Origin of the sequence: Agriterribacter humi (assembly GCF_009192765.1) — a bacterium.
Lineage (GTDB): Bacteria > Bacteroidota > Bacteroidia > Chitinophagales > Chitinophagaceae > Agriterribacter > Agriterribacter humi.
In genome coordinates this window covers 180,061-204,754 of sequence record NZ_VOHQ01000011.1, presented here as the reverse complement: position 1 = coordinate 204,754, position 24,694 = coordinate 180,061, and the positions used below count along the sequence as shown (strand labels likewise).

At 40.3% G+C, this 24,694-nt stretch carries 27 protein-coding genes and 1 tRNA gene; 8 read left to right on the top strand and 20 right to left on the bottom strand.

Translation table 11 applies throughout. The features are described from left to right. The first annotated feature begins 11 nt into the window (after nucleotides 1-11). Both FRX45_RS17735 and FRX45_RS23345 read left to right on the top strand, forming a co-directional pair. Entirely contained in the window at nucleotides 12-1,079 is a 1,068-nt protein-coding gene (locus tag FRX45_RS17735; protein WP_152269809.1) for a D-alanyl-D-alanine carboxypeptidase family protein, read from the top strand. A 16-nt stretch (nucleotides 1,080-1,095) separates the two neighbouring features. Then, on the top strand, nucleotides 1,096-1,563 hold the full coding sequence (locus FRX45_RS23345) for a VanZ family protein (protein ID WP_193311761.1): 468 nt from the start codon (nucleotides 1,096-1,098) through the stop codon (nucleotides 1,561-1,563). Nucleotides 1,564-2,276: 713 nt separating this feature from the next. Here the strand turns inward: FRX45_RS23345 and FRX45_RS17725 are convergent. Next, on the bottom strand, nucleotides 2,277-3,329 hold the full coding sequence (locus tag FRX45_RS17725; RefSeq protein ID WP_152269807.1) for a winged helix-turn-helix domain-containing protein: 1,053 nt from the start codon (nucleotides 3,327-3,329) through the stop codon (nucleotides 2,277-2,279). Nucleotides 3,330-3,497: 168 nt separating this feature from the next. Here FRX45_RS17725 and FRX45_RS17720 point away from each other — a divergent pair, with 168 nt between their 5' ends. Then, nucleotides 3,498-3,980 (top strand): hypothetical protein, encoded by a 483-nt coding sequence (locus FRX45_RS17720; protein WP_152269806.1) that lies wholly within the window; start codon nucleotides 3,498-3,500, stop codon nucleotides 3,978-3,980. Here the strand turns inward: FRX45_RS17720 and FRX45_RS23875 are convergent. Next, nucleotides 3,977-4,225, bottom strand: coding sequence for an RDD family protein (locus FRX45_RS23875; RefSeq protein ID WP_152269805.1), 249 nt, complete (start codon nucleotides 4,223-4,225; stop codon nucleotides 3,977-3,979). The two genes, FRX45_RS17720 and FRX45_RS23875, sit on opposite strands and share 4 nt — an antisense overlap. A gap of 210 nt (nucleotides 4,226-4,435) precedes the next feature. On the opposite strand from FRX45_RS23875, the gene FRX45_RS17710 reads away from it, so the two are divergent. From FRX45_RS17710 to FRX45_RS17700, 3 genes are all read left to right on the top strand, one after another. Then, nucleotides 4,436-5,401: a WD40/YVTN/BNR-like repeat-containing protein gene (locus FRX45_RS17710; RefSeq protein WP_152269804.1), complete on the top strand. Its 966-nt coding sequence runs from the start codon at nucleotides 4,436-4,438 to the stop codon at nucleotides 5,399-5,401. Between the two features lie 210 nt (nucleotides 5,402-5,611). Then, nucleotides 5,612-6,151, top strand: coding sequence for a hypothetical protein (locus tag FRX45_RS17705; RefSeq protein ID WP_152269803.1), 540 nt, complete (start codon nucleotides 5,612-5,614; stop codon nucleotides 6,149-6,151). A 273-nt stretch (nucleotides 6,152-6,424) separates the two neighbouring features. Beyond that, nucleotides 6,425-7,774, top strand: a complete 1,350-nt coding sequence (locus FRX45_RS17700) for a phage integrase SAM-like domain-containing protein (RefSeq protein WP_152269802.1) — start codon at nucleotides 6,425-6,427, stop codon at nucleotides 7,772-7,774. A gap of 502 nt (nucleotides 7,775-8,276) precedes the next feature. Here the strand turns inward: FRX45_RS17700 and FRX45_RS17695 are convergent. The 16 genes from FRX45_RS17695 to FRX45_RS17620 all read right to left on the bottom strand — a co-directional run bounded on the left by FRX45_RS17695 (nucleotide 8,277) and on the right by FRX45_RS17620 (nucleotide 21,714). Then, a complete protein-coding gene (locus FRX45_RS17695; protein WP_152269801.1) occupies nucleotides 8,277-8,870 on the bottom strand; it encodes an SMI1/KNR4 family protein in 594 nt (197 codons plus the stop codon). A 230-nt stretch (nucleotides 8,871-9,100) separates the two neighbouring features. Beyond that, nucleotides 9,101-9,436, bottom strand: a complete 336-nt coding sequence (locus tag FRX45_RS17690; RefSeq protein ID WP_152269799.1) for an EthD family reductase — start codon at nucleotides 9,434-9,436, stop codon at nucleotides 9,101-9,103. Between the two features lie 41 nt (nucleotides 9,437-9,477). Next, nucleotides 9,478-9,927 (bottom strand): SRPBCC family protein, encoded by a 450-nt coding sequence (locus FRX45_RS17685; RefSeq protein WP_152269797.1) that lies wholly within the window; start codon nucleotides 9,925-9,927, stop codon nucleotides 9,478-9,480. Nucleotides 9,928-9,997: 70 nt separating this feature from the next. Continuing rightward, nucleotides 9,998-10,819 carry a helix-turn-helix transcriptional regulator gene (locus FRX45_RS17680; RefSeq protein ID WP_193311760.1) on the bottom strand — a complete coding sequence of 274 codons (822 nt, stop codon included), beginning with the start codon at nucleotides 10,817-10,819 and terminating at the stop codon, nucleotides 9,998-10,000. A gap of 255 nt (nucleotides 10,820-11,074) precedes the next feature. Continuing rightward, nucleotides 11,075-11,680: a hypothetical protein gene (locus tag FRX45_RS17675; protein WP_152269794.1), complete on the bottom strand. Its 606-nt coding sequence runs from the start codon at nucleotides 11,678-11,680 to the stop codon at nucleotides 11,075-11,077. Between the two features lie 264 nt (nucleotides 11,681-11,944). Further along, the gene (locus FRX45_RS17670) at nucleotides 11,945-12,607 is read right to left on the bottom strand and encodes a hypothetical protein (RefSeq protein WP_152269793.1); all 663 of its coding nucleotides are present in this window, start codon (nucleotides 12,605-12,607) and stop codon (nucleotides 11,945-11,947) included. Between the two features lie 2,981 nt (nucleotides 12,608-15,588). After that, on the bottom strand, nucleotides 15,589-16,194 hold the full coding sequence (locus tag FRX45_RS17665; protein WP_152269792.1) for a hypothetical protein: 606 nt from the start codon (nucleotides 16,192-16,194) through the stop codon (nucleotides 15,589-15,591). A 31-nt stretch (nucleotides 16,195-16,225) separates the two neighbouring features. Then, the gene (locus FRX45_RS17660; protein ID WP_152269791.1) at nucleotides 16,226-17,209 is read right to left on the bottom strand and encodes a relaxase/mobilization nuclease domain-containing protein; all 984 of its coding nucleotides are present in this window, start codon (nucleotides 17,207-17,209) and stop codon (nucleotides 16,226-16,228) included. Next, nucleotides 17,206-17,559 carry a plasmid mobilization protein gene (locus FRX45_RS17655; RefSeq protein WP_193311759.1) on the bottom strand — a complete coding sequence of 118 codons (354 nt, stop codon included), beginning with the start codon at nucleotides 17,557-17,559 and terminating at the stop codon, nucleotides 17,206-17,208. Before FRX45_RS17655 ends, FRX45_RS17660 begins: the two co-directional genes overlap by 4 nt. A 206-nt stretch (nucleotides 17,560-17,765) precedes the next feature. Then, entirely contained in the window at nucleotides 17,766-18,146 is a 381-nt protein-coding gene (locus FRX45_RS17650) for a hypothetical protein (RefSeq protein WP_152269789.1), read from the bottom strand. A 52-nt stretch (nucleotides 18,147-18,198) separates the two neighbouring features. Further along, nucleotides 18,199-19,134, bottom strand: a complete 936-nt coding sequence (locus FRX45_RS17645) for a CHC2 zinc finger domain-containing protein (RefSeq protein WP_152269787.1) — start codon at nucleotides 19,132-19,134, stop codon at nucleotides 18,199-18,201. Nucleotides 19,135-19,192: 58 nt separating this feature from the next. After that, complete coding sequence (locus FRX45_RS17640) at nucleotides 19,193-19,522, bottom strand: helix-turn-helix domain-containing protein (protein ID WP_152269786.1); 330 nt, start codon at nucleotides 19,520-19,522, stop codon at nucleotides 19,193-19,195. Nucleotides 19,523-19,633: 111 nt separating this feature from the next. Beyond that, entirely contained in the window at nucleotides 19,634-20,284 is a 651-nt protein-coding gene (locus FRX45_RS17635) for a nucleotidyl transferase AbiEii/AbiGii toxin family protein (protein ID WP_193311758.1), read from the bottom strand. An 11-nt stretch (nucleotides 20,285-20,295) separates the two neighbouring features. Beyond that, complete coding sequence (locus FRX45_RS17630) at nucleotides 20,296-20,616, bottom strand: DUF6922 domain-containing protein (RefSeq protein WP_152269783.1); 321 nt, start codon at nucleotides 20,614-20,616, stop codon at nucleotides 20,296-20,298. Nucleotides 20,617-20,657: 41 nt separating this feature from the next. Further along, nucleotides 20,658-21,371: a hypothetical protein gene (locus FRX45_RS17625; RefSeq protein ID WP_152269782.1), complete on the bottom strand. Its 714-nt coding sequence runs from the start codon at nucleotides 21,369-21,371 to the stop codon at nucleotides 20,658-20,660. A gap of 270 nt (nucleotides 21,372-21,641) precedes the next feature. Then, nucleotides 21,642-21,714, bottom strand: a tRNA-Lys gene (locus tag FRX45_RS17620). Nucleotides 21,715-21,946: 232 nt separating this feature from the next. Here FRX45_RS17620 and FRX45_RS17615 point away from each other — a divergent pair. Both FRX45_RS17615 and FRX45_RS17610 read left to right on the top strand, forming a co-directional pair. Then, nucleotides 21,947-22,765, top strand: a complete 819-nt coding sequence (locus tag FRX45_RS17615; RefSeq protein ID WP_152269781.1) for an SAM hydrolase/SAM-dependent halogenase family protein — start codon at nucleotides 21,947-21,949, stop codon at nucleotides 22,763-22,765. Nucleotides 22,766-22,831: 66 nt separating this feature from the next. Next, nucleotides 22,832-23,053 (top strand): DUF2905 domain-containing protein, encoded by a 222-nt coding sequence (locus FRX45_RS17610; protein ID WP_152269780.1) that lies wholly within the window; start codon nucleotides 22,832-22,834, stop codon nucleotides 23,051-23,053. Nucleotides 23,054-23,089: 36 nt separating this feature from the next. On the opposite strand, the gene FRX45_RS17605 is transcribed toward FRX45_RS17610, so the two are convergent. Continuing rightward, nucleotides 23,090-23,884 (bottom strand): glycoside hydrolase family 16 protein, encoded by a 795-nt coding sequence (locus FRX45_RS17605; RefSeq protein WP_152269779.1) that lies wholly within the window; start codon nucleotides 23,882-23,884, stop codon nucleotides 23,090-23,092. A 210-nt stretch (nucleotides 23,885-24,094) separates the two neighbouring features. Then, nucleotides 24,095-24,343 carry an endonuclease/exonuclease/phosphatase family protein gene (locus tag FRX45_RS23630; protein ID WP_226805437.1) on the bottom strand — a complete coding sequence of 83 codons (249 nt, stop codon included), beginning with the start codon at nucleotides 24,341-24,343 and terminating at the stop codon, nucleotides 24,095-24,097. Between the last annotated feature and the right edge of the window lie 351 nt (nucleotides 24,344-24,694).

The following is a 24,694-nucleotide window of genomic DNA, read 5'->3' as shown; positions in this document are numbered from 1 at the left end:
CAGGATAGAATATGAAACATTACACCTGGCCGGGGAACTGTAAACCCGATAAGAATTTTATGGTTTTGTCAGGCGCATTTGATGAAAATACTTATACGAAAAAGCTGATGAGCATAAAAAAAATTACACCACGCCTTTTAGTAGCATTGATATTTATTGGATTTTTAGCGCACAGCTTTTTTTCTAAATATCAAAATGAGCCTTCGCTAAAACATCCAAAACAAGATGTGCAGCTTGCCTGGCCAGCGGTGGGGCAGGCTGCGATCGGCAGCGTTGAAAATGGAATTCTTGCACGTTCGTCCGGCAATGAGAAGGCTCGTCCAACAGCCAGTATGGCAAAAGTGATCACCGCATTGGCTATTATGGAAAAAAAGCCTTTCAAACGCGGACAGGAAGGGCAAACATACACCATAACCAGAAATGATATTGCAAGCCTTAATGCTTATATCTCGGAAGGTGGTTCGGTTCTGCCAATACGCATAGGCATGAAACTTACGCAGTATGAAGCTATGCAAAGGATGTTGATTGCTTCAGATAACAATATGGCTGATATATTGGTTGAAAGGATATTTGGTTCAATAGATGCATATGTGTTGTACGCCCAGGACATGCTGAAACGTTTAGGCCTTAGTAGAACAGTTGTTGCCGATGCGAGCGGCTTTAGTTCAGCTACGGTCAGCACGCCATCGGAACTTGTTACGATAGGCATCGCCGCGCTCAAAAACCCGGTGATTGCCAGGATTGTTGCCCGGCAGCAGGCCCAGATACCGGTAGCAGGCGTCATTAAAAACACAAACCTTCTGCTTGGCACCGATGGTATCATTGGTATCAAAACGGGCACCACTCATGATGCGGGTAGCTGCCTTTTATTTGCCGCACGATATGTTTCCAAAGGCGGACAAAAAGGAACAATCGTTGGGGTTATTATGGGCGACACAAACCATAGCCGCCTCTACAGCGACAGTAGAGATCTGCTTGCATCGGCGAAGCAATGTTTTGGTTTGGCTGGCGGCCAATCAACAGGTAATATTGTTGCGCATCCGCCAAAGACGGGGACGAGTTCACCGCCAAAGAAATAACTTAAAAGCAAAAACAATGAAGAAGCGTTTAATATCAATATTTATGCTCATCGCCTATAGCGCGATCCTGATCAGGGTAATGGTGTTTAAGGACATGCCCCTTATCAGGATAGGCTCATTGAGACTTAATTTTGGAGGGCCGCACGAAGGCCCGGCCAACTTATTGCCGTTCAAGACCATTTTGCCGTACATGCTCGGTGAAAAGGGGTTACTTATTGCTGGTGTTAATCTTGTGGGAAACGTTGTTTTGCTTGTGCCAATAGGGTTTCTTGTTCCTTTTGCCTGGCGGAGCATGACATGGAAAAAATCTCTCGCTCCCGCAGTTTCCGCGGGTTTTGCCATCGAGGGAATGCAAGCGGTGTTACGGGTAGGCATATTTGATATTGATGACGTGATACTGAATGGACTTGGCGTTATGGTTGGCTATTGGACGTTTACTATGCTCACAAAACTGACGCGTTCGATGAAATCTAAATATAATTAAAGGATTAGGCGCATAGGTCGGAATCATAGATATAGGCTTTGCTAAGCTAACTGGGAATTGATTGTTGCTATCAGACAATTTTTTCTTCGTTACTTTTTGCGGAAAAAGTAACCAAAAGCCGCCGGAAAACCCAGCCTGCCGGCTGGCAGGGAATACCTCCCGTTTTCCGGTGGGTTCCCTGATGTAGCTTTTGATTTACTGTGACTTCAGCAGCCGGAACTTCTTTGCTGGCGTCTGTTTCAACAGGCTACCTAAATTCAGTTTTTAAGTGTTATAGAAGAAGGTGATAGATAAATTAACAATTTATGGCAGAGGCAAAGCTGATAGAAAAAATTGTTCAAACAAAATCACGATGAATAAACATTTTAACGACTTAACCGACTAATTCTAAAAAATTATTTAAAGCAGCTACATTGGTTTTTCAATTACAGATTGCGGTTCGGTGTAAGAAATTGCTGTTTTTAAAAAATCAGCTTTTATAAAGAAAAATGAAAAATTTAATTTTGTATCCTTTCGTGCCCCCTTGGTACAAACTCGAATCGCTTTTTAGCGGACTTAAGACTATTGGGTGAATTATAAATATTTATAGTCATCAGTTTGACACTCATAATTACATTTGTTTTTCATAAAATCCCTATATTTCCGCTGCGGAGACTATTCTCGATGCAGACTTTATGAGTTTAATCGCAGATCCTGCCGGACGGCATTGGATGTTAAATAATCTGTCTTTCAGGTATTTCCAGCTTATACCCTCTCCCGTGAATATTCGTTATGCTCAGTTCAGGATCACGGCTTAATTTCTTTCGGAGTTTCGACACAAACATGTCCAGGCTGCGACCGGTGATGACTCCTTCGTTGATCCAGACTTCCTGCATCAGTGTTTCGCGGGGGATCAGTTCACCGAAATTTTTGTGTAGCAATTCCAGAACCTTGCATTCTTTGTCGGTGAGATTAATCACCTCACTTCCCAAAAGCAAGCGCTGCTCCTTCCCATTAAATAAAAATTTTCCAAGCGCAGGCAATTCCGGAACGGATTCTTTTATTACAGCGTGTTTTTGATTTTGCCCGGGCACCGGTTTTAAAATTTTCCCAAAGCGCCAAATCAACAAGGTAACACCCAACAACAGCAGTATGCCGATATAAACCACATTGATTAATGGATAGCCGGAGGTTGTCGTTTTGAATTCGTCAAGTTTTGGTTTGACTTCCCGGGGATCAACTTTAGCTGATTTGAATTTTTCATGTTTTGAATTGACCTCCTGAGGAGCAACACTATCTGATGCAGCCATCTGGTCAACGGCAGCTTTCTTTGGTTCTACGTCGTCATAAAAGTTCGCGAAGGCAAATTCAATGCTGTAGCAACCTGGGGGCTGACTTCTGCCGCTGCAAGCCAGGAGGTCCGGAGACGTATTATTTAGCTGGAACCCATATACGATTTCGCCTTTCAGGCAATCATGTACAGTAACGGTGTATCCGGAAGGGAACTCTGTTTTGGGAAGCAGTTCCTGTGACATCATCATGAGCGAGTCGTGGTTAAAAACGAATTCATTTTCAAACCTGAGCAGAAACGTGCCTTCTTTAATCTCGGTAACGGGCAACACACGCGAGGTGGAATCACCTGCCTGTTGCAGCAACCGATGACCCATCTGACGGATAATGAGATTCACCCGCTTCGCCCGTAAATCTCGGTCGGAATCTTTTTCGAAAGATGTGGCGACAAAAAAAACAGCCAGCAGCAGGGTGGTAAAAGCAAAATTTACACGCATTTACATTTCTTTTTACAATTGATTTACAGGGATCGGCAACACGGGTGCGTATGTTTGATATGCGAAGCTAAAACAATATTTATGAGCTATTATCAAAAATTCATGACAACATTTTCAGGTAAGCAATGGGTGCTCCTGTTAACCGCTGGATGCTTTACACTATCGTGTATGGTCCCGGGTCAGGTCAATTTTTCCGGTGAATGGAAATTGAATGAATCGAAAAGTAAAATGGGTGGAAAGTTTCCCCTTTGCATTTTCGGGGGAGATCGTATGAGATCTAAAACAATGAAAATAGCCACACACGCAGATTTTCTGACTGTAGACGTAGCAAGTTCGTCTTCTGACGGAGCACTGGTTACGAGACAGGAGAAACTGGTATTTGACGGCAAACAAAATAAAGCTACCTATGTCGGAATGGCAAGGGAGAAGTCTTCTGCGAGGTGGTCAGATGATGGCCAAACGATGACAGTTCATTCGGTCAGATCTTTCGATAAAAATGGTGGGACAGCAGATTTTAAGGTAACAGAGGTTTGGAAGTTGATCAATGGAGGAAAGTCTATTTCTATCCAGGTAAATGAGCGTTCAAGCTCCGGAGAGCATACTATGACGCTCGTATACGATAGGCAATTGGCTGAGGATTACCGCTTTTAGGGGAACCAGACATGAATTGATGTCAGCCTCTTACCAACGGTTTGGCCATATATGGCATGTCCGATTATAGAGTAGGTAAAATAAAGTCCGTTTTGAACAACCTGCCATCCAATTGATTTTTCAGGATTGGGTCCAAAAAATTCATTACTCAAATATAAAACCGGCAAAAAGATTATGGCGTCAATTATTGCCGCAGCGAGTCTCCTGAAGAAAGTTTGATATTTTGTATTTGCAGTTTCAGTCATTTTATGCAGTGTTATGTATGGAGTAAAAAAATAAAATCTAATCGATATTCAATATAGCATAAACCCTTGGTGAAGCTTCACTGTGACAGTGTTTTCGGTCCATTTACAAAGGTTTTGCATTTCGGTTACAAAGGTTTACTATTAAAAAGTTGCAGGGCGGTTGAAGCCTGATATTTTTACTTCATTATTTCATCAAATCAATTTTCTGTCATGAAAATCTATAACCTCGCACTGTTGTTTCTTTTTCAATTTCCCATAGTATTTCCAATCACGGATCAGTCAACCATAAACAATACTAAATCGGGAGCCTTTAAAATCGTATTAAAATCCAGTGATGGCGGACAGACCTGGCAGGATATCAGCGAAGGGCTTCCTGAAAATTTGCAGCCTGTTGGTTTTGTTGAAAAGGATAACGCCGTGTATGTCCGTTCCGGTAATGGAATATTTCACCATACACCAAATTCTACCGCTCCTTTCTGGGAAAAGGAGATTTTCCCTGACGATTATAGCGATATTGCTCCAAGCAAGAATGGGATATTTGCCTATAACTACGGCGGCCAATTTTTACAAAGAATGAACGGGGCAGATATGTGGTCGCCTATGTATATTAATTTTCATGTAGAACGGGTCCGTACCGTTTTTGAAACTGCCGGAGGCAACCTTTTCATCGGCTGCGACAATGGACTGTTTAAATCCATTGATAAAGGAAAAAGCTGGAAACAGGTCTATACCGAAGGCTGGGTAATGAAATTCGTGGAATCAAATGAGGTGCTGCTGGCCACCAGCCAGCGGGGAATCATAAGATCGACCGATGGCGGTGAAAACTGGGACCGGGTGATCAGTGAGGGCGGTGTTGGCATAGCTATAGAAAGCATCAAAGGCGGATTTGCTGCTATTACTTATAATACAACTTCGGAAACCAGAAGAGTGCGCACATCCTACGATGGCGGCAAAACATGGCAGGCCATTGATGCCGGTATTCCCGCAAGCCTTTCTATTGCTTCCATTATCCAGGTGGGGGGAAATTTTTTTTGTGGTCATCCTAAAGGCATTTACCGATCATCAGACAAGGGAAAAACATGGAAACTGTTACTTCCTGCTATAGAAGGTAAGGTCTTCAATTTATCTGTTTCAGGTAACGTGATTTATGCTATTCCCAGAAGTGGAGGATGTTGAAAAATCAGGTTAACATTCATCCGATGTGCTGGTCATGTCACTATGAGGTGCGTGGGGGCACACACCTCGGCAGGCGGTTCCTCCGTCTGAACAACATCAAAGTATTTATGCTGCACCAACTTTAAAAGGATACGAAAAATAAAAGAAATGCCTTAAAACGGATCTGATTTATCAGGAGATGTATCTATGTTAATTAAATCTACAAAAAATATGAAAAAAGTTATTTATGCGCTGATCTTACCGCTGGTTGTGGTAAGCGGACTGGTATTCGCTAATCGCGAAATCAAAAATGAAACTTCTAAAACACCAACCCCAAAGCCACTCTCTGCTGCTGAAAGGGAAGCCGAAGTGAAAAGATGGGAGGCTACCCCTGCTGGTATAAAGTACAAAAAATGGGAAGCATCTCCCGAAGGTAAAAAAGTGCATGCCGCCGAAGCTAATATATGGAAGCACATTAAAGATTCTACCAATATGGAGGGAGTTGTAACCTCTCTTTCTCTTCCGCCAGGCTCAAGATTAGGTTTTGGAGTGATGGTGAGGATTAATGGTGACGATTACATTGTAAAATTTGAGCCGGAAAAGTCTCAACTTGAGCAATTGCATAGCCTGAAAGTTAACGACAAAATAATTATAAGAAGCCGTAACCTATCGCACGCGCCTAAGTATGCATACCCAATAGTATCGTGCGACTATGCAGAACGGGATAGTAAAGTAATTTTTAAACGTGTCCCCCGCAAAGGCGGTTGCTGAGTAAATAAATGATGAAATACATACACCTAAATGCTTTGTTCTTATCTGATGATTAGAAGTTTACTGAAAAACAAAGGGAGAAAATGAAAAATTTCATTTTCTCCCTTTCTGTGATCCCGCTGGGACTTTAACCACACTTATCAACTTTACCTATAATTATTCAGCCTTATTTCAACGGCCTGATCTTCAATACTCTATAACAACTCCCCTTCTTTTCAGGAATTACCTTTACTCTGCCTGACAGCATTTTTATAGAGTAAATTATAGAGTAAAATGTCACTACCTGTCAAACCCGTTTGCAAAAAAGCATTGTTACGCAAAGATGGTACAAGCATTATTTTTATCCAGTATTGCCATTCTCTTGCAAAAAGAACCCTGCTGAATTCTGGCATTGCGGTCCCTCCCAATTACTGGAACCTGAAACGGCTAAGAATAAATGCCGACCTGCCTGCCCATTATGGCAACGCTGAATTCTTGAATGAGCAATTAAAGAACGCCATCCGCATTGTCGAAGATATTCTCACTTTTGCGGCTAAAAAGGAAATTTCAGATCCGCTTGCATTTCTTAAGAAAGTATTTAAACCTGACCTTGACCTCTCCAGCCTGGAAGAAAAGGCCAAGGACGCTGAACTCCCAAAAGTCAATCTCGATGTATTTTTCCAGATTGACGAATACATAAAGTCTAAGACAAAGCAGGTAACACCTAAAATGCTCCATGTTTACAGGAATATGAGGGATACACTTAAGGCATTTGAAACGCACCGGAAAAAGCCAGTTACTTTTGAATCTTTTGATTTCAATTTCTACGAAGAATTTGTTGAGTATATGATGTATGAGCATGTACAACGCCGCAGGAAAGAACTTATAAAAGGTTTCCGAATCAGCACAGTAGGAAAGACGATAAAGCAGTTGCGCATTTTTCTGCGTAATCGGATGCGCCGGAAGATTATTCCGCCGATTAACCTGGAAGATTTTAGAATACTTGATGAAGAAACCGATGCAGTGTATTTAACATGGAATGAAATCAGTGTTATTTATCAACTAGATTTATTCGGCCATCCGCATCTGATCAAATACCGTGATTTATTTGTTTTAGGTTGTCTAACAGGCTTACGTTTTTCTGATTTCTCCATAATCCGAAAAGAGGATGTTAGACAAGGGATGTTATACAAGAAGCAGTGCAAGTCCGATCATTGGGTAGTCATTCCCTTGCGCAAAGAGGCTAATGATATTTTGGCAAATCGCTTAAACTTCAATATTCCCAACGTGTGCAATGGAATGTTTAATAGACACATTAAAGAAGTTGGGAAACTAGCAGGCTTTGACACGCCAATCAAATTTTCACACAAAAAAGGGAACAAGGATATAATTACCATCAAGCCAAAATATTTGTGGATTACCTCCCACACCTGCCGCCGCTCATTCTGTACCAATGAATTTTTAGCCGGTACACCTGCTGAACTAATCATGAAAATTAGTGGGCATAAGAGTCTCAGGGATTTCTATAAATATATCCGGATTAGTCCTGAAGAAGCTGGTCAGAAGATCAGGGAACTATGGCAACAAAGAGGTGATATTGAAATCGTTTCACGTAAGCCTGATAAGCTAACTTGCATAATTTAAAATAAACAATACTGTATTTAAATTAATTTTTATTGTTTGTACGTCTGCCGATATATAAAGCCTGGATTTGCAATTAGCCGATTGTACTATGTCCCGCCCCACTTGAGCCAAGCCTGTTATATGCATACTTGATTGAATTAAGACTGCTGTTTGTAATTGCAACAGCGAAAAATGTTTTAAAAAAATAAAGCAGCTTTGAAGATAGTTGCTGAATAGAGTTCCTGAAGCCACTGTTTAGATAATAATTTTAAGGTATCCCTTTACCGAAGCTCAACAGAATTGTTGATGACGCTGTTCTGAACAAGTTGCATATAACAGGCAGGTATTGCCGATGGTGTGGCATTTTATATTCGTACGCCCGGAACTGCTGCCTAGCTTTTTGATAAAGTTAAATATTAAGAACTTAAGTTGGGCTTTATTCGTCAAGCTCCAAACTGCAGTACAGCAGAATTACCGCTGCTCATTGCTACAATGTCCAGCCCCACTATTGGCAATACCAATGTTAGGCGCTGGTTTGCTTCATTTCCCTCCACCTGTCTAAATTTCTTTCACAATCGAAAATCAAGTCGATGAATGTATATTGTCCCTGTCTCGAAGGATACTCCTTTTCACCAAATTCAGGAACATAAGAAACAATTCCATATTCATTCTCCTTATTTGAGTCATTTGTGTCAAAGCACAATATAACCCGGTCATTTGTTTGCGCAAACGGAATTAGTCCATTTCCCAAAGTTGCTTCTACCCCGGTCTTTAAAATATTTCCGTAATAATCGTGAGCCCAAGATTGTGTATGTCGAAAGAATTCTACTTCGTGTCCGAAATTTAGAGAAATAAAATATTTATATGATGGGAAGTCCTTGTAAGTGGGGGGCAGTTGATATCCTATCTTTTCCTCGTATACTTTAAACGCCAGTTCAGAAATGTTCGCGTAAATAGCCTTCCAAAATACAATTTCATGTCCAGGTGAAACTTTTGAATAATCAATCATGTTATCTGGAGCCCGATAAATTGGCTCCTGCAAACCTCGCAAATACTCATTTGAAAAGTTAATAGCTTTGTCAACTACAAGATGAATATAGCTTGCGTGTTGTGTCATAAAAAACTTGCGCCTAACGTCCGGAGCATTGGCGATGGCTGGGCATTCAACGATTTTTCTGCCCGAACAAAAGTACAGTAAACGAACAAAAAGTTGAGATTTTTATTCTGTAGCTCAATAGAGTATTTTCTGCCCGGGACTACTGCTCAATGACGAACAAAAAGTTGATGAGATGCACGTCAACCCAGCTATAGCCAATGCGCTTGTTGGCTGTTCGTTGTTCTTCCACCTCAAGCTATAACTTGGTCAAACTGTCGCAGTGGTTGAATGTCTGTAAAGGCAGAAATTTTTGCCATTAAACTTTTCATTCTTGGGTCAGCCATTGATGCTCCAAATTTTTCACCTGATGAAACCCAAATGTTAGCAGTGCAAATAAAGTTTGGTGCTGGCTGTCCTGGTGTTGTCAAACCTTTACGTACTTCAAATTTTAAAACGTTGTCGCCAAGTATTTCTACATATTCTGGAATTAATTCATTTGCATAAAGTTCAAAGTCAAATGTCGCACCTTCTTTGTTTGGATAAAGAACAGTTGCACAAAAAATCGGTTTTAAGCTATTGTTGTCCATTGTTAAAAAAATTGTTTTGAGTTTAATTTTTCTTCTGGATACTACTGTGGATTTCCTTTTCCATCATTCATGAAACTTACCAAACTTTTTGTGACATGTCCATCCCAACCTTTTTCGCAAACTTCGTAACACTGAATACCCGGAACTAATCCGATGTGAGTAAAATCAATATTCACCTTGTTGTTAGCAGATGTGATTTCAAAAACAACTTCGGTATTGTTCCATTCGGTTTTGTCTTTAAACCAAGGCAAATTACAGTTAGTTACTTTCCATACCACTTTTTTGTTTGGGATAATTTCGCTTACGACAAAATCAACAAAGGATTTCTCTCCATTCAGTTCCCCAAACGGAACTGTAAACATGTCATTCTGCTTTTCAGCACTTCCAGTAAAATCATGCTTCCACCAATGATTTACTTGACCGATTTTTTTTATTGCTTCTGCAGCGGAAGCATTTACTGTAATTGTTCTGTGGTAATTTTTCTTTTCCATTTTTTGCTTTTTTAATGACTATGCAAAGAACGGAACAACTTTTCATCTTGTGTTGTAAAAATCGGAAGTGCTATTCTTTATAGAACAACTTACCAAAATCATTTGAAGTGTTTTCAAAGCCCGAATGAGATAGCCCTGTAAACCTTTTAAACTCTTTTAAAAAATGAGATTGGTCGTAATAGTAGTCGTAAAAAGCGTTTTGCATAAAATCCATCTCATTGTTGTTCGCAACTGCATTATAATATTGATTGAAACGAATAATGGTAGATAGACTTTTTGGGCTGACACCTAAGTTGACAGCGAATTTCTTATTTAGCCATCGGCTGGAATATTCTGTCTTCTTCTCCAGCTCTTTAACAGTAACTTTTCCCTTTGATGAAACAATTTTTTCTACGCAATATTCAAAAACTAAATCCTGCGCAGTCAGAATGAGTTGTTTCAGTAAAAACTTTTGTAGCAAATCTATTTTCTCACTAACGGTTCCAACATTCGAAATTTGAACTTCTAAATATTGGGAAACAGTTCCCAAAATATCTTTTAGTGGATGAATTTGGTTTTTAATATCATTGAGGGAAACTTGAAAAAAGCGATACGCACCCCGTGGATTAAATTCAACTACAATAGTCCCTGTAATAATATCATCTTCAACATCCAAAATAACCGGAACATCTACCAATCCTGTCAAACTGATATTGTCTTCTTTTGATGTAAATGTTTTTCCGTTTACCGATGCAACTATACCATTTCGAAAAGCTATCGATATTTTACAACGTCCGTTAGGCACAACTAACTTTAAATCTTCAACAGGCATTTTGCCGCTGCTTTCAAACAGCCACATTTTATCAATGTAGCTTTTAAGCAAAGGGTGTGGCTCAATGTTTTGAAGTCGCATTTGCATTGTTCAATGTCTAAAAGTTGTCGTTAGTAGCGTGTCGTTTTACAATGACAGCCAACGTAAAAGCATTGGCGATGTTGCGGAATTCTGAGTTCCGTCTGCCCGGTGCCGCTGCTGATTAAAGATACATAAGCTCATTGTTTATTCTAGTGCTCGGCGTTATTCGCCGGAACTATAGCAGAACAAAGCTCCAAAAGTTGACGAACGTTTTCCGTCTGCCAGCATTTTTGCCAACCTGCATGTTAGTGGCTGTTACTTTTCATAAGACTCATAGTTAGTTCCAAAAGCTATTCCAAGTCGTACAAAGAAGCTCCTTAACAGTTCGTATTTTTGATCGCAAAAGTCACCAGTTTGAACGTCTTCAGAGTCCGTCCTGAAGCCATTGCATTCAAAACAGAGTTCTATAAAAGCAAACACCTGTCCTGAAGAGTCTATAAACAAAATTGCATTCCTGGGATTATAACACTTGCTTTTGAAAGATGTCAAAAAAGGTCCCTTATAAACGTGATTATACAGAATGTCAGTAAGTGTGTCAATTTCAGTATTGCTTAATGTTTTGAATTCTTTTAGTTTCGAGTAATCTACGACTTTATCTTTTATGGGAATTTCACCTCCTGAGATAATCAAGTCCGGTTTGTCAAATGATACTATTTGTATTTTATAGGCCTTTTTAAACGGAAATAATTCGAGTCTTTGTCTAGCAGTAGATTTATTTTGATATATACAATTGTGATTTATTGCCTCTATTTTTTCTTCCTTTTTTGTTAACTGCCTTGGTGATCCTTCTATTCTTTGTAACTGCCCAAAAGAACAGTTGATAATATTTAAGAAGATATACAGAAAAATAAGTCGTGTCACTTAAGCTTTTAAATTTAGGAATGTCTGTGAGTAATTGCCACTAACGGTACGGCTTGGCGCAGGTGGGATATTTGAAATCCGTCTGCTGAAATACCGTATGCCAATTTAAAGTAAAAAATACTGTATTTAGATGATTTCTGTTATGCTGTCGTCAGCCGGTAGCTGAAGCCAGGAATTGTAATTAGCCGATTGTACTATGTCTTGCCCCACTTGAGCCAAACCGCCTGTTATGCGGTCGTTTTTTAACGATACCTAAGACATTTATTACAAAATGGACTGATAAGTTAAGTTTTTGATTTCATGTCTATTTACGGGTCCATAAATATATGTTTCGATAAAAACAACATAACCGAAATACGTTCCTGCATTAATTATAATTTGTTTCGACTTCTCTGCATTTAGGTCAAGCCGACTTAAATGCTTCTCCCAAATACTTTTACTATTATTTAATAAATTCTTTTTACTAATACTATTGTTTAAGTCCGAAATGTACTTAACCGAATTACAATATATGTCCTCAAAGTGTTTTTCGCTATTGAGCACATTATTAAAATATATATAATATAGTTCAACGCTATCGTCATTAGTTAAGTTGCGGATCTTGATCAAGTCATTTGCCAAATGTCCTGTAGATCGTTCTTCATAACGAACAACGGATTTAGCTTTACATTCAATTAGGCACAATACTTTAGAGTCAGTTTTGTCTATAATTGCTATGTCAATTCGGTTACGCGAATTATTAACTCTTGGTCTCCACTCACGGCAAACGAGATACTTATCTTGATATTTCTTGTGTAATTGAAAAGCTATTTTATCACGAAGTGGTAATTCAATTTTACTCGTTAGCGCTAAGAATGCCAATTCATCGTCCTGATATACCTTATGAATTGAAGCTATGATTTCTTCGATGTCTGATTTAAATGTCATGTTGTGTTTTCTTAAAAAATGCCGCATAACGGTACGGCTTGGCGCAGGTGGGATATTTGAAATCCGTCTGCCGAAATACCGGATGCCAATTTAAAGTAAAAAATATTGTATTTAGATGATTTCTGTTATGATGTCGTCAGCCGGTAACCGAAGCCCGGAATTGCACTTAGCTGATTGTACTACGTCTTGCCCCGCTTGAGCCAAACCGCCTGTTATATGCATACTTGATTGAATTAAGAGTACTTTTTGTAACCGAAACAGCGAGAAATGTTTGAACAAATGGAACAGCGTTGTTGTCACAAGTTTTCTGTCTGCCGTGAAATGAAAGCGGCGTTGAAAATAGTTGCTGAATAGAATTGCTGTAGCCACTGGTTAGGAAATAATTTTAAGCTATCCCATTACCCAAGCCGAATAGAATTGTTGATGACGCTGTTCTGAACAAGTTGCATATAACGATAGCGGCTTTGCGCAGGTGTGGAATTTGAAATTCGTCTGCTGAAATACCGTACTGCCAATTTAAAGTAAAAAATATTGTATTCAGATAATTTCTGTTTGAACATCGTCAGCCGATAACTGATGCCCGGATCTGCAATTAGCCTGGCAGGCTTCAGTCCAGCCGCACTTGTGCAAAACCGCCTGTTGCACGCCGCAATCGGCCTGCGGCAGAAAAAATGGCAGATTAGTAAAGTTCCCTGTGCGCAGGGTCAACAGAACTATAGTATAAGGACTGGCTGGATGTCATTGGTCTACAGCAAAACATAATAAAAAAACAATAGGAGCCAAGCCTGCTGAATTCAGTCGTGCGTCGGGTCTAAGTGCCAGGGACTTACTATTTTTCAATGTCAAACAAAACATGATCAATAAAAGAGCTATAGAAACAGTCTGCCGCAACCTGCAAAAAGAACCACAACAACCTGCCTATACAAATCGTGTCCGGGCAGCGCTGGCATAGTCGAGAGCATTACTATAGTTGAGCCTCTGCCATTTTCGTTAAAGTCTGCCGGGAACTGCCCGTAAAAATATTGCCTGTAAAAAAGCTGCTTCGCTATTGTCCTGTGTCTGCAGGAACAAAACTATATTTTATCGGGCAGTGTGACCTGTGTCCTGCCGCAAAGGGTTGTCCGGGAAGTGGCGTGCAACGTGCAGGTATTTGCGTAGTGACGCGAGAATCAACTTCGAATCTACAGTATGTTAAAAGCGGCATTGCGCAAATACCATGTTATTGGAAGTTGCATCAGTAATAATCATACCCTTTTATTTTTATCAGTCTCTATAGACTGCTTACGTCCTGATGCAACGTAGTTGATTGCAGCCTGCCCCTTCCCGTTCATGGAGCCGGTTGAAAGATGACCATTTCGTTAAATGGGTGATTTACGAAGTGGTCGTCTTTGTACCGCCCTGTTCTATTAGTCTGTAAAGCGGCGTTGTCTCATTGTCTAACTTTTATAATGTCCGGCTATTTTTTTACCGTCTTTAGCCGACCTTAAACGCTTATAAACGGATATTTAATTTTTAATCCTCTAACTTCGGTCAACCGTTCGTCCCCGTCTGTCCTGAAGGCGGCTTCAACCAGCCGGCTCCGAACGGTTGACCTGACTGAATCTTTCAACATCGTCCCAAAAAATAGTCCGGCATTCTTCCTGGATTCCCAATTGAGCCAACGCCGCTTCTTGATAGTCCACCCCCAGGGCGGGCAACCGGCTCCTGAACACTTGAAGGGCTGCAAGCAATTTCCAATAACGTGCAGGTATTTGCGTAGTGACGCGAGAATCAACTTCGAATCTACAGTATGTTAAAAGCGGCATTGCGCAAATACCATGTTATTGGAAGTTGCATCAGTAATAATCATACCCTTTTATTTTTATCAGTCTCTATAGACTGCTTACGTCCTGATGCAACGTAGTTGATTGCAGCCTGCCCCTTCCCGTTCATGGAGCCGGTTGAAAGATGACCATTTCGTTAAATGGGTGATTTACGAAGTGGTCGTCTTTGTACCGCCCTGTTCTATTAGTCTGTAAAGCGGCGTTGTCTCATTGTCTAACTTTTATAATGTCCGGCTATTTTTTTACCGTCTTTAGCCGACCTTAAACGCTTATAAACGGATATTTAATTTTTAATCCTCTAACTTCGGTCAACCGTTCGTCCCCGTCTGTCCTGAAGGCGGCTTCAACCAGCCGGCTCCGAACGGTTGACCTGACTGAATCTTTCAACATCGTCCCAAAAAATAGTCCGGCATTCTTCCTGGATTCCCAATTGAGCCAACGCCGCTTCTTGATAGTCCACCCCCAGGGCGGGCAACCGGCTCCTGAACACTTGAAGGGCTGCAAGCAATTTCCAATAACAGTAGTATTTGTATATAAGACGCACTACTTATTTTTTCTTCCGTATTGATTCTCAATATCCTTCAATTCGCTTTTGGAAATTGTTGAGTGCGCCAATGAAAATTAAATATATTTACAATATGTCGTTCTGCTATTTTGAAAAATCGTAAATTTTATGTTCAATATTTTGGTCAAATTATTGATGAGCCTGGCAGATGTTTACATGCTTTCGCCTGCTCAGCCACAGGGTTTGGTGAGAACAAGGTTGAAAAACTAGTTTACAAGTTATAAATTAACAGGCTTGAAAGCAAGACTATTTTGTAATAATGACCATTTATTTAGTATTTGGTAGATAACAACATGATTTTGCATAGGGAGCGCTTCATAATATAAAATGGGCCAGCCATAAAAAAAGGGTGCATAGACATGCTCCCCGTTTTAAATCCAATATCCTATGAAAAACCAATGCGAAGATAACTGCTGCTATAGTACACGCAATAGTCTTGTCTACTTATTTTTTGTCATATCCGGTGCTACAAGGTACTCAGAAGATCGAATTGTCTTTGGACCATCATCCACAAATGGATTCCCTGGTAAATTAGGCAGTCAATTATTATAATTTTCATGCGAGCTATTTTAAATCTTCTAAAATAAGCATCTTTACTTCTTCCCGGCCTCCTTCTCCAACTTTCCCGCCTCCCCTCTCAACCGTAATGCTTTTTGTAGCCGGTAGAAATTGTCCTGGTATTCCTGTTCTTTTTTTATTACCTCATCACGCATGCTGGAATTTGTGGCGTAGACAGAATCTACAAGATCCAGGTATTGTTGAAGCGGTTGTAGAGCTGTATCCAGCCGGAGTGCCCGGTACCTGGTATCGTTAGCAATAAAATCGTCTAACTTTCTGTAGGTATAGAGCCAGCCCGCACATACCATGCAAAGTATAATTGCCAGCAGTATTACTCCCCAGATAATTCCCGGTACATGGTGGTGATGCAATACTTTATTAGCAGGCGCTGTGGCAAGTTTATTGATCAGCATATCCATCTTCATCGTTAGTGCTGATATCCTGTCTTCAGAAATGGGTTCGTTATGCAGGTGTTCATCCAGCGACTCCATGGCGCTGGTCAGTTGTTTTATTTCAGCACCAGCCTCCAACTGTTTGTGGATTAATGCTTCGATCTGCTCTATTCTTTTGTCCTGCTTTTCCATTTTGTGGATGGCTACTTCCACAAAAGCGTGGCTGCCCTTATCTGCTTCACTATTCATACCGTATGTTATAAATTGATCAATGGTTTTATCATGGCCATCTTCGCAATGTTTTGCGCTGCTTTCTCCTTCTTTGTTCTTCCCGCAATTCTTTAGGTAAGGATCCACCTTCTCCCACAGGGTCGGTTAATGATTTCCATAGATCTGAAGCAGCTTTCTGTATTTCACTTCCAAAACCAATGTCATGTTCCCTGGATGGATAAGGAGTATTTTCTTTTTGGAAAGCACTTCCAGGTTTTTGGAACGGCGTATTTATGCTTTCCGGTTTTGTTTGTTGTAACACTTGCTTTTGCTGCAAAGCCAGCGTTTTTTCAAGAAAGTTATAGGAGAACCTCCGGTCTATTTTACTGCCTTTAAAACGATACTCACCCATCTTAAAACTGATACCCTGTTTTTGAAGGCTCTGTCCTTTGTATTTGTATTCTGTTAGAATGCCACGTTTTCCGAGCCGGGTTTTCAGCTCTTCCATGTTTTTACATTTGGGGAGTAGTTCTGAGATAGCCATATAGATCCTGTACTTTGTCGCTTCATATTCATTCAGCGATTCCAGGTGAGTAAGCCTTAGATTCTTATCTATTGCCTGCATAAGCTGATGCTTCAATGTAAGCTCCTGCGCTATTTTCTTCCCTCTTAGTCCGATCCAGCTATCACTGATTGGTCTCCCTTCATTGTTTACCATATTGGCAACAATGTGTAAATGAATATGTGCTTTGTCGGTATGTTTAGTGATGGCATATTGGGTATTTACGACATTCAGTTTGCTTAAATATTCTTTTGCTACCGCTTTCATTTTTTCATCCGATAGCGTTTCTCCCGGATAAAAACTGAGAATGGCATGCATACAAGCCTGCTTTTTTTCCGGTCTGAGTGCCTGTTGTATTGCAAAATCCTGCGCCATCAGTTTAAAATCATAAGCTCTTACCCCTTTTGCAACCAGTAGTTCTGCGCCGGGTTTAATGGTAACATAGCGGCAGGTATGATAGAAAGAGTTTGCCGTAAGATGCTTACTGATCATGACCTTAATTTTTGCATTACGTGATCAAGCGCTTTTCTGTACTCCTCAAAATACCGCATAGCTTCAAAGAGTCCCTCCCTGTGACATGCTCTTGCTACCTGGTTGATATTGGTAGCCATGCCGGCAAGCTGGCGGATCAATTGCACTTCTTCTGTAGAAAGTCTGCCGGTGATTTTTGCCTTGATGGCAGCCTGCCTGATAAAAACAGATGGCTTTACACCTGCTGAACCAGCCCTTTCCTTCAGGATAAAATACTCCTGGCGGTTAAAGCGAACACTTATCCTGATATCTTTTCTTACGGCTTTTAAGGGGCGTCCGCCCATTGATCTTTTGACATTCATCTGTTCCATACGCCTCATTAATCATTGCTCACCGGTTAATACTAGCTGCATCATGTCCTGTATTTCCTTTTGCGACCAGCGGGAGAAAAAGGCGAGCGTGGTTGACCACGAGGGTTTTTGTGTGACAACAACACCGCTCGCCTTACAAAACCTCAGATCAGTCCTCATATATCTCAGGGTGCCTTCATCAGAATGCCGCATATTGTTTAAATACATCAACTCCTGAGGGCTTCACCGTTAAATAGTTGGGCACTGTTGGTGCCATGTTTACGGATACCATCTTTAAGGTCAAGCCAAAGCCGGATATTATAATCGGCAATCTCCATCAGGTCGGCTTCTGATAACCTGAATGGATTTGACACAGTAGATATAATTTTTGATACAGGTTTTTCTTTTTCTTTAGGATTATCAGTTAAAGATTTTACACTACTGGCTGCTGGTTTAATGATCTCCTGTTCCTGCTGCAGGCATGAAAAGATATTGGGAGCATAACCTTCACCTATCTCCAGACTTCTGCCAATAGCAATACTGTTGCCAAAAAGTTTTACCTGTTTACCACTTCCCAAATAAAGCGTTCTTCTTTTAAACTCTGCCATAATTCAATGTTTTATTTTTTGATCAATAAGGTTTATTCCAGGGATAGATAATTCAGATGCTTCTGCCTTTTCGGTGGCGGTACCTGAGATTTTCTGTCATAAGCCCCGAGTCTACAAGTGAGCTTTTTTCAATAAGCCAGTCATTCATATCCTGCCCTTGCGCAAATGAGGTACTCAGGTCTTTATATTTTTTTTCATCCCATAGTAGTGCTTGCCGGGTAAACTCTATTCCCTGCTTGTTGCGGTCTAAGTACAGGTGTACCCTTTGGTGTTTATCCATCAGGTCTTTTGCCTGGTGAAAAAAAGAAAGGGAATTAAGTACCAGAATATTTGTTGGGATAGTGGGATTGTTTTTGTATAAAGTCTGGAAAGAAAGGAAATCAAAAAATCCTTCAAACACAGTTAGCTCTTTGCCTCCCTGGACCAAAAAAGTGATGGCTTTGGGAGAACTGCCTGCTTTGAAATGCTCATTTCTTAATTCAAACCCTCCTTTATCATTGGCAAATCCAATAGCAGAAAATTTTTTGCCATAGAGTTCAAAATCTATTTCTCGGCAATACTGCGCTGCAATTTCCTTTGGAATACATCTTTTTTGAAGATATTGAACCAGGGGTGGTGCCCCAAGGGCTCGATCCTTAAGGATGATGATCTTGCCGTAGCCGGGTTCTTTCTTTTCACCAGCAAAGGCAGGCGAGTGAAAAGAAAAATTGAGAGATAATGACTTTTTCGATAATCCTTCCAGTAGTTCACTTACTGAACAGCTGAAATACTCTACTCCAAAGTCAATGATATCCCCTCCTTTTCCTTCACCGAAATCATACCAGATACTGCGGGCTCTGTTGACTTTAAAAGAGGGCGTTTTTTCGTCACGAAATGGTGAACAATACCAATAATCCTGGTTCCTGATATTTTTTGGCTGATGGCCTAATGCAGCAAGATATTCCACCAGGTCAATTTGCCGGGCTTCCCTGCATGATAGCTTTTTCATACTCTCGCAATTAAACATTTACACAAAATGCGGGTGAAAATGAAATATTCGCTTTGAATCACTGCCCGCCAGGGGGCAAAAGCTGTTGAATATCCTGCCATAGAAAGTACACCCTTGAGCGGATTTTGAAGGGCTTTAGCTTGCCATGTCTCACCCAATCGTAGATAGTGGGTTTGGTAACATGGAACAGGGCGCAGATCTCGGCGATCTTGTAAAGAGGTTTGTAGGTCAGACCAGGTGTTTCGTAATTGGGGGAAACCGGCTTTTGTTTTTCAACCTTGCTCACCTCTTCCCGGATAATTTGCCGCACATGTTGCCAGTATTGCTCCGGCTCATACGGGAACAACATAGGGGTAACGAGGTTACCATTGCTCACAGATTCTTTCATCACTTTCCGTTTTAAGATTGCAACATAGCCTAAAAGACAGGCGAAAACAAGCTAAGTATACTTAAATGTGACTGGAATAATTAACTGCAGGCTGTATTTTGATAGAAGATATTAAAGTCGGGGGCCTTTGCGTTTTTGTTCCTTACGCTGTTTTTTTTCTAATAATTCCCGGGTTAAGGCCGGCAGTTTATTGAAGATTTTTTGCGGATCGTGAAAAGATTGTTGCAAACGCTGGGTTATAGAAGTCCATTTAATTTCTTTACCTACATAGTCAATAGGCACAGTAAAGTCAATATCCTCATGATGCAGTAAAGCATTTTTTACCATTGCAATATTATTCTCAGGATATTTTTTTTCACTTGCCTGTAATAATTCTTTTAAAGGGAAGGTTTCCAGTAAGGCATAAATGTCTACAAAATCTTTTAGGCGGGTACCATTATTATAGATGGCATTTAATTTCATGGCTCCTATATCCTTTAAGGATACCATACGTATACCTTCAACTGTTTCCAGGTCTTCCAGCAATGGGTATTTGTGAGTAATCAGGTCAAGCTTAACTCCATCTATTAGACAGAATACTCCGTTAGTAATTGTCTGAATACGTGTTACATTATAATTAGTAGTTAGGTGACTGGAAATTTCCTGCGAGTTGAAATCTGTAGCGGTAAAAAGGTCTATATCTAATGATTTTCTATGCCCAATCTTTAATGCGAGCGCTGTTCCACCCACTAAACTAAATGACATGAGTTTTTCATCTGCCATTAATTTATTAATTATATCCACTGTCCCTTTCTCAACTGCTTCCTTACGTAACATGCCATTTCTTCCTTTCTAATGTTAAAATAGCTGCTTACAGCATTAATAATATAATCAGGCAGAAACTTGATTTCTTCTTTTAAAGCAGTAATAATTCTTGGTTTGCCATAAAAGCGAATTATTTCTTCCCATTCTTCCATTGTTCCACGTTCCAGCACCTTCTCAATGACGCTTCGATAAGATTTTTGCCAATCGATTTCATCATAGCGCCAATCCCAAAACAACCCTTTATCAAGATTGGGTTTCAGTCCGATTCCAATATTTTTTGACTTTGCCATGATTACATAAATGTACAATAATAACCGCTTTTTTCAAATTGTCAGATCTGGAACTTAGATTTCAATTCCTTCAATAACTTTATCCCTTCTGTAAAGTGAAGGTCTTCGAAAAAAGTATAGGCCTCATCGAACCGCTTTTGGACTTCAGTGCATTTCCTGGGTAATAAGCGATGCTTTTTGCCGAGTATCAATTCGAGGTTCTTTTTAATACTTCCTTTATCTACTCCATATAATTTCATTAACAAAGCGGCAGATTGATCGTTGCATTGCAATGTATTTATGCCACTGGTTTTATCAAATACATAGAATACGAGAGACAACGCAAAATTGGATAATTGAGCTTGGCGGCATTTACCCAATTGTTCTAATTGTTTTTGTTCGTAGAATTCTTTCACAGTCTCCAACCTGGGCAAAAAAATAGAGCTAAACCAGGGGAGATAATGAAACAAGTATAAAACCGGATAGCTTAATAATCCTACAATCAAGGCACTTAATAAATGAAAGCTTGATTGCGCAAGGCTCTGCCATATGAAAATCACCAGTGCTGGGAATCCTAACATTATAGCGTAATGTCCTGCTACATACGTAAACCAGTAATGGGAGATTAATTTCTGCCGGGTCGCAGTAGTACTCCATCCCGGAATCTCTGTTTGGAGTTTTTTATGCGTATTGGCAAATTGCGTACTGATATTCGCTGTCTGTAACGGGAAGTCAAATGTAATAAAGGACTTCGCCCTCTTCACTAAATCTTTCATCACTTATCCTTTTTTCAAAAATAAAACTAATAGAGGAAAGTTATGGAAAGTGACCTGTTCAAAATTTGACCAGGTTAATCTATTTAACATCTCTCTTTTCCTCTGGCAAATTGATATATTAAATCAAGGCATAATCAATTTATCTTTGTAAGGATAGTTCATGCAGAGTAAAAAATAGTAAACTATCAGAAACCTCAGAGTTCTTTATAGAGTAAATTATAGAGTAAAAGAATTAGGTGCCTGATTTTCAGACACCTAATCTTCAAAAAGTGATCCCGCTGGGACTCGAACCCAGGACCCATACATTAAAAGTGTATTGCTCTACCAGCTGAGCTACGGAATCATAACCATTAAGAAGTGCGCCACCCTTAAAATAAGGATAAACCCCTCTCGTTTTTGGGAGTGCAAAAATAAGGGAAAAAGGCATTCCTCCAAACTTTAAAAAAAATCAATGCTTTTTCTTTTACAGCAGCTTTTGCACACCAATCCACCCGGTTCATTCCGTTAAACAATGTTTATTACGGGTGTAGTCTCTTATTTTTGCACGAATATAGTTGTACTATTGTTGATCACACATGCCCTTAATAACACTTACATCAGATATCGGACAAAAAGACTACCTGGCAGGGGCTATTAAAGGACAGTTGCTGCAAGTGATTCCCGGATGCACACTGGTGGACATCAGCCATGAACTTACACCATTTAATTATCCCCAGGCGGCTTACGTGTGCCGCAACGCCATTAAAAATTTTCCCGACTTTACTTTTCATATTGTGCTGGTAAACCTTTTTGAAAACAAGCATGAACACCTGTTGCTGGCTTTTTACAACCGGCAATATATTTTATGCGCCGATAACGGGCTGCTTACCATGATCGCAGAAGGAAAACCTGAAATGGTGATTGGGCTGCCCATGGATAAAATGGTGGCCAAAAACGCATTATATATCACACGCATATTTGGCAAAAGCATACAAGCCATCGCAAAAGGAGAAAGCCTTCACAGCATTGGCACGCCGGATATAGATATACTGGAAAAAAATCCATTGCGGCCGATGCTTGGCGAAAACTGGATTGAAGGACAAATTATTTTTATAGATCATTTTGAAAACGTGGTGATCAATATTACACGTGAAGCTTTTGAGGAGCAACGAAAAGGACGGCGTTTTACCATTGCCTTTAAAAGAGATGAAGTGATTGAAAGAATCAGTGAAACCTATGCCGATGTGCCGGAGGGCGAAAAGCTGGCGCTGTTTAACTCGGCAGGTTATCTCGAAATTGCCATCAACAAAGGCAATGCCGCCGGGCTGCTGGGATTACAGGGATACTCTGAAAAGCAATCGGCACATTTGCAAAACCGTTTGTTTTATCAAACCATACGCATATTCTTTGAATAGCTCAGGGCCTGGTCATTCTTATGCCTGGCATCCCGGCCGCATGGCTAATTTTTTTAATTTTATGTAATGAACGCTGAAACAGGTAAGTACATCATCGCAGGAGGAGCGCTGATTGTTATTGCAGGCATTGTGATTTACTTTTTTCACGACAGGCTGCACTGGATCGGACGCCTGCCCGGAGACATCCGTATTGAAAAAGAAAATTTCCGTTTTTATTTTCCCATCACTACCATGATCCTTTTTAGTATCATGCTCTCCCTACTCCTGTGGCTGCTCCGGAAACTATAGAAAATCTTACATACTACTTCATTCCCCGGCATACATTTAACGTTTCTGCTTAAAGGCATAAAACCTTACCCAGTCAATTTCCATTTCAACAGGCAGATCTGCGGGATCAACTTTACCAACCCAACTGCCGCCCAACTGCATATCCAGCAACAGGTAATATTTATACTTATCAAAAGGAAATTGTCCTTCTTTGTCCGTATGAATACGGGGATAAGAGAACGTTCTTTTATTATTTATGAAAAAAACTAAGCTATCCGGGTGCAACTCCACAGCGTAATTGTTAAAGCCATTGGGATTGATCACTCCGGTTGCTCCCTGTTTCGGTTCTTTCATTTTCAGAGTATAGGTATAATGAGAATGTACCGTTTGGTAGGCGATAGCATCAAAGTTCAATCTTTCCATAATATCTATTTCGCCACCATCCGGCCATTTCATGCCCTGCGATAACAACCAGAAAGCCGGCCACGCACCATGTGCTCCATTCAGCTTTGCATATATTTCCAGCCGGCCAAAGCCAAAGCTCACTTTATCTTTTGTGTATACGCCGCCGGTTAAATAACTGGCAGTATCGTTCGGCAAGCTATTGTTAACTATACCACGCAATATTAATTTACCATCACGCATGGCATAGCAACTGTCAAAATCGCTCATATACTTTTGCCAGTCTGAGGTTCCGCGGGGTATTTTTGACCACCGGCTGGTATCGAAACCATTAACTTGGTTAAAATTTTCCTCCCAGTTCAGTTCCATTTTTGGGACATGCTTTGTGCCTGCGCAGGAAACGAGCAGGATTGCTAAAAATGAAAGCGGAAATAATTTCTTACTCTTCATACATGTATATTGTTCGTGATCAGTAATTACTTTGGCTGTAACTCCGCAATAACAGGCATGTGATCTGATGCCTCTTTATTTTGCACTACATTATGCGATAAAACATTAAAAGCGTCTTTTGAACCGAATGCAATAAAATCTATAGCCCCTGTTTCACCGCTTTCCCAAAAAGTTGAAGGGCAGTTATTGCAGGTACGCGTGAAATGCTCATCAACGCACGGTATTTACATCCACTTCCTGCACAGCCACCATATCTGCATGTTGTTTTTTGATAACCGCAGCAACAGCATCTGCATCAATAACATCAGCCTTTTCCGGAGGATTGCAATGATGTACATTATAGGTCATCACCTTTACAGCATTTTTAGTTGTGGCTCCTGATGGGATTTTATTGGAAGAGCAGGATAGAAAAAGAAAAAAAACAGCATATCCGGGTAAGTTGAACAATGATCTGCACATGTAATTTCATTTTTGTTTTTAATAGTTGGCCCTGATTTATCTTTTATGGGATAACCAATTCATCACCAGTTTGCCTGTCGTATCAAAAATGCGGAAGCGTGCCTCCTTTTCCGATATGCTATAGTAACAAACACGTAGTGCTTTCGTAATTGTCGTGTGGTCATATTCTTTATAACTATTTCTAAATGATGGAGGCTATTTATTGCAATAATAGTTACTTTTTTAAACAGGAATATTATTTAAACCACAGTACGGATACACACATCCGTTATATGCAAAACCGTAATCATATTTTCAGGCAAAAATAAACCGGTGAGACAACTAAGTATCCCACCGGTGTTCTACAACCGA

What these genes read in the sequence shown, in the direction of transcription:
- FRX45_RS17735 (WP_152269809.1), top strand. Translation starts at nt 12, where the DNA reads ATGAAACATTACACCTGGCCGGGGAACTGTAAACCCGATAAGAATTTT.
- FRX45_RS23345 (WP_193311761.1), top strand. Translation starts at nt 1,096, where the DNA reads ATGAAGAAGCGTTTAATATCAATATTTATGCTCATCGCCTATAGCGCG.
- FRX45_RS17725 (WP_152269807.1), bottom strand. Translation starts at nt 3,329, where the DNA reads ATGCGTGTAAATTTTGCTTTTACCACCCTGCTGCTGGCTGTTTTTTTT.
- FRX45_RS17720 (WP_152269806.1), top strand. Translation starts at nt 3,498, where the DNA reads ATGGTCCCGGGTCAGGTCAATTTTTCCGGTGAATGGAAATTGAATGAA.
- FRX45_RS23875 (WP_152269805.1), bottom strand. Translation starts at nt 4,225, where the DNA reads ATGACTGAAACTGCAAATACAAAATATCAAACTTTCTTCAGGAGACTC.
- FRX45_RS17710 (WP_152269804.1), top strand. Translation starts at nt 4,436, where the DNA reads ATGAAAATCTATAACCTCGCACTGTTGTTTCTTTTTCAATTTCCCATA.
- FRX45_RS17705 (WP_152269803.1), top strand. Translation starts at nt 5,612, where the DNA reads ATGAAAAAAGTTATTTATGCGCTGATCTTACCGCTGGTTGTGGTAAGC.
- FRX45_RS17700 (WP_152269802.1), top strand. Translation starts at nt 6,425, where the DNA reads ATGTCACTACCTGTCAAACCCGTTTGCAAAAAAGCATTGTTACGCAAA.
- FRX45_RS17695 (WP_152269801.1), bottom strand. Translation starts at nt 8,870, where the DNA reads ATGACACAACACGCAAGCTATATTCATCTTGTAGTTGACAAAGCTATT.
- FRX45_RS17690 (WP_152269799.1), bottom strand. Translation starts at nt 9,436, where the DNA reads ATGGACAACAATAGCTTAAAACCGATTTTTTGTGCAACTGTTCTTTAT.
- FRX45_RS17685 (WP_152269797.1), bottom strand. Translation starts at nt 9,927, where the DNA reads ATGGAAAAGAAAAATTACCACAGAACAATTACAGTAAATGCTTCCGCT.
- FRX45_RS17680 (WP_193311760.1), bottom strand. Translation starts at nt 10,819, where the DNA reads ATGCGACTTCAAAACATTGAGCCACACCCTTTGCTTAAAAGCTACATT.
- FRX45_RS17670 (WP_152269793.1), bottom strand. Translation starts at nt 12,607, where the DNA reads ATGACATTTAAATCAGACATCGAAGAAATCATAGCTTCAATTCATAAG.
- FRX45_RS17665 (WP_152269792.1), bottom strand. Translation starts at nt 16,194, where the DNA reads ATGAATAGTGAAGCAGATAAGGGCAGCCACGCTTTTGTGGAAGTAGCC.
- FRX45_RS17660 (WP_152269791.1), bottom strand. Translation starts at nt 17,209, where the DNA reads ATGATCAGTAAGCATCTTACGGCAAACTCTTTCTATCATACCTGCCGC.
- FRX45_RS17655 (WP_193311759.1), bottom strand. Translation starts at nt 17,559, where the DNA reads ATGGAACAGATGAATGTCAAAAGATCAATGGGCGGACGCCCCTTAAAA.
- FRX45_RS17650 (WP_152269789.1), bottom strand. Translation starts at nt 18,146, where the DNA reads ATGGCAGAGTTTAAAAGAAGAACGCTTTATTTGGGAAGTGGTAAACAG.
- FRX45_RS17645 (WP_152269787.1), bottom strand. Translation starts at nt 19,134, where the DNA reads ATGAAAAAGCTATCATGCAGGGAAGCCCGGCAAATTGACCTGGTGGAA.
- FRX45_RS17640 (WP_152269786.1), bottom strand. Translation starts at nt 19,522, where the DNA reads ATGAAAGAATCTGTGAGCAATGGTAACCTCGTTACCCCTATGTTGTTC.
- FRX45_RS17635 (WP_193311758.1), bottom strand. Translation starts at nt 20,284, where the DNA reads ATGGCAGATGAAAAACTCATGTCATTTAGTTTAGTGGGTGGAACAGCG.
- FRX45_RS17630 (WP_152269783.1), bottom strand. Translation starts at nt 20,616, where the DNA reads ATGGCAAAGTCAAAAAATATTGGAATCGGACTGAAACCCAATCTTGAT.
- FRX45_RS17625 (WP_152269782.1), bottom strand. Translation starts at nt 21,371, where the DNA reads ATGAAAGATTTAGTGAAGAGGGCGAAGTCCTTTATTACATTTGACTTC.
- FRX45_RS17615 (WP_152269781.1), top strand. Translation starts at nt 21,947, where the DNA reads ATGCCCTTAATAACACTTACATCAGATATCGGACAAAAAGACTACCTG.
- FRX45_RS17610 (WP_152269780.1), top strand. Translation starts at nt 22,832, where the DNA reads ATGAACGCTGAAACAGGTAAGTACATCATCGCAGGAGGAGCGCTGATT.
- FRX45_RS17605 (WP_152269779.1), bottom strand. Translation starts at nt 23,884, where the DNA reads ATGAAGAGTAAGAAATTATTTCCGCTTTCATTTTTAGCAATCCTGCTC.
- FRX45_RS23630 (WP_226805437.1), bottom strand. Translation starts at nt 24,343, where the DNA reads ATGTGCAGATCATTGTTCAACTTACCCGGATATGCTGTTTTTTTTCTT.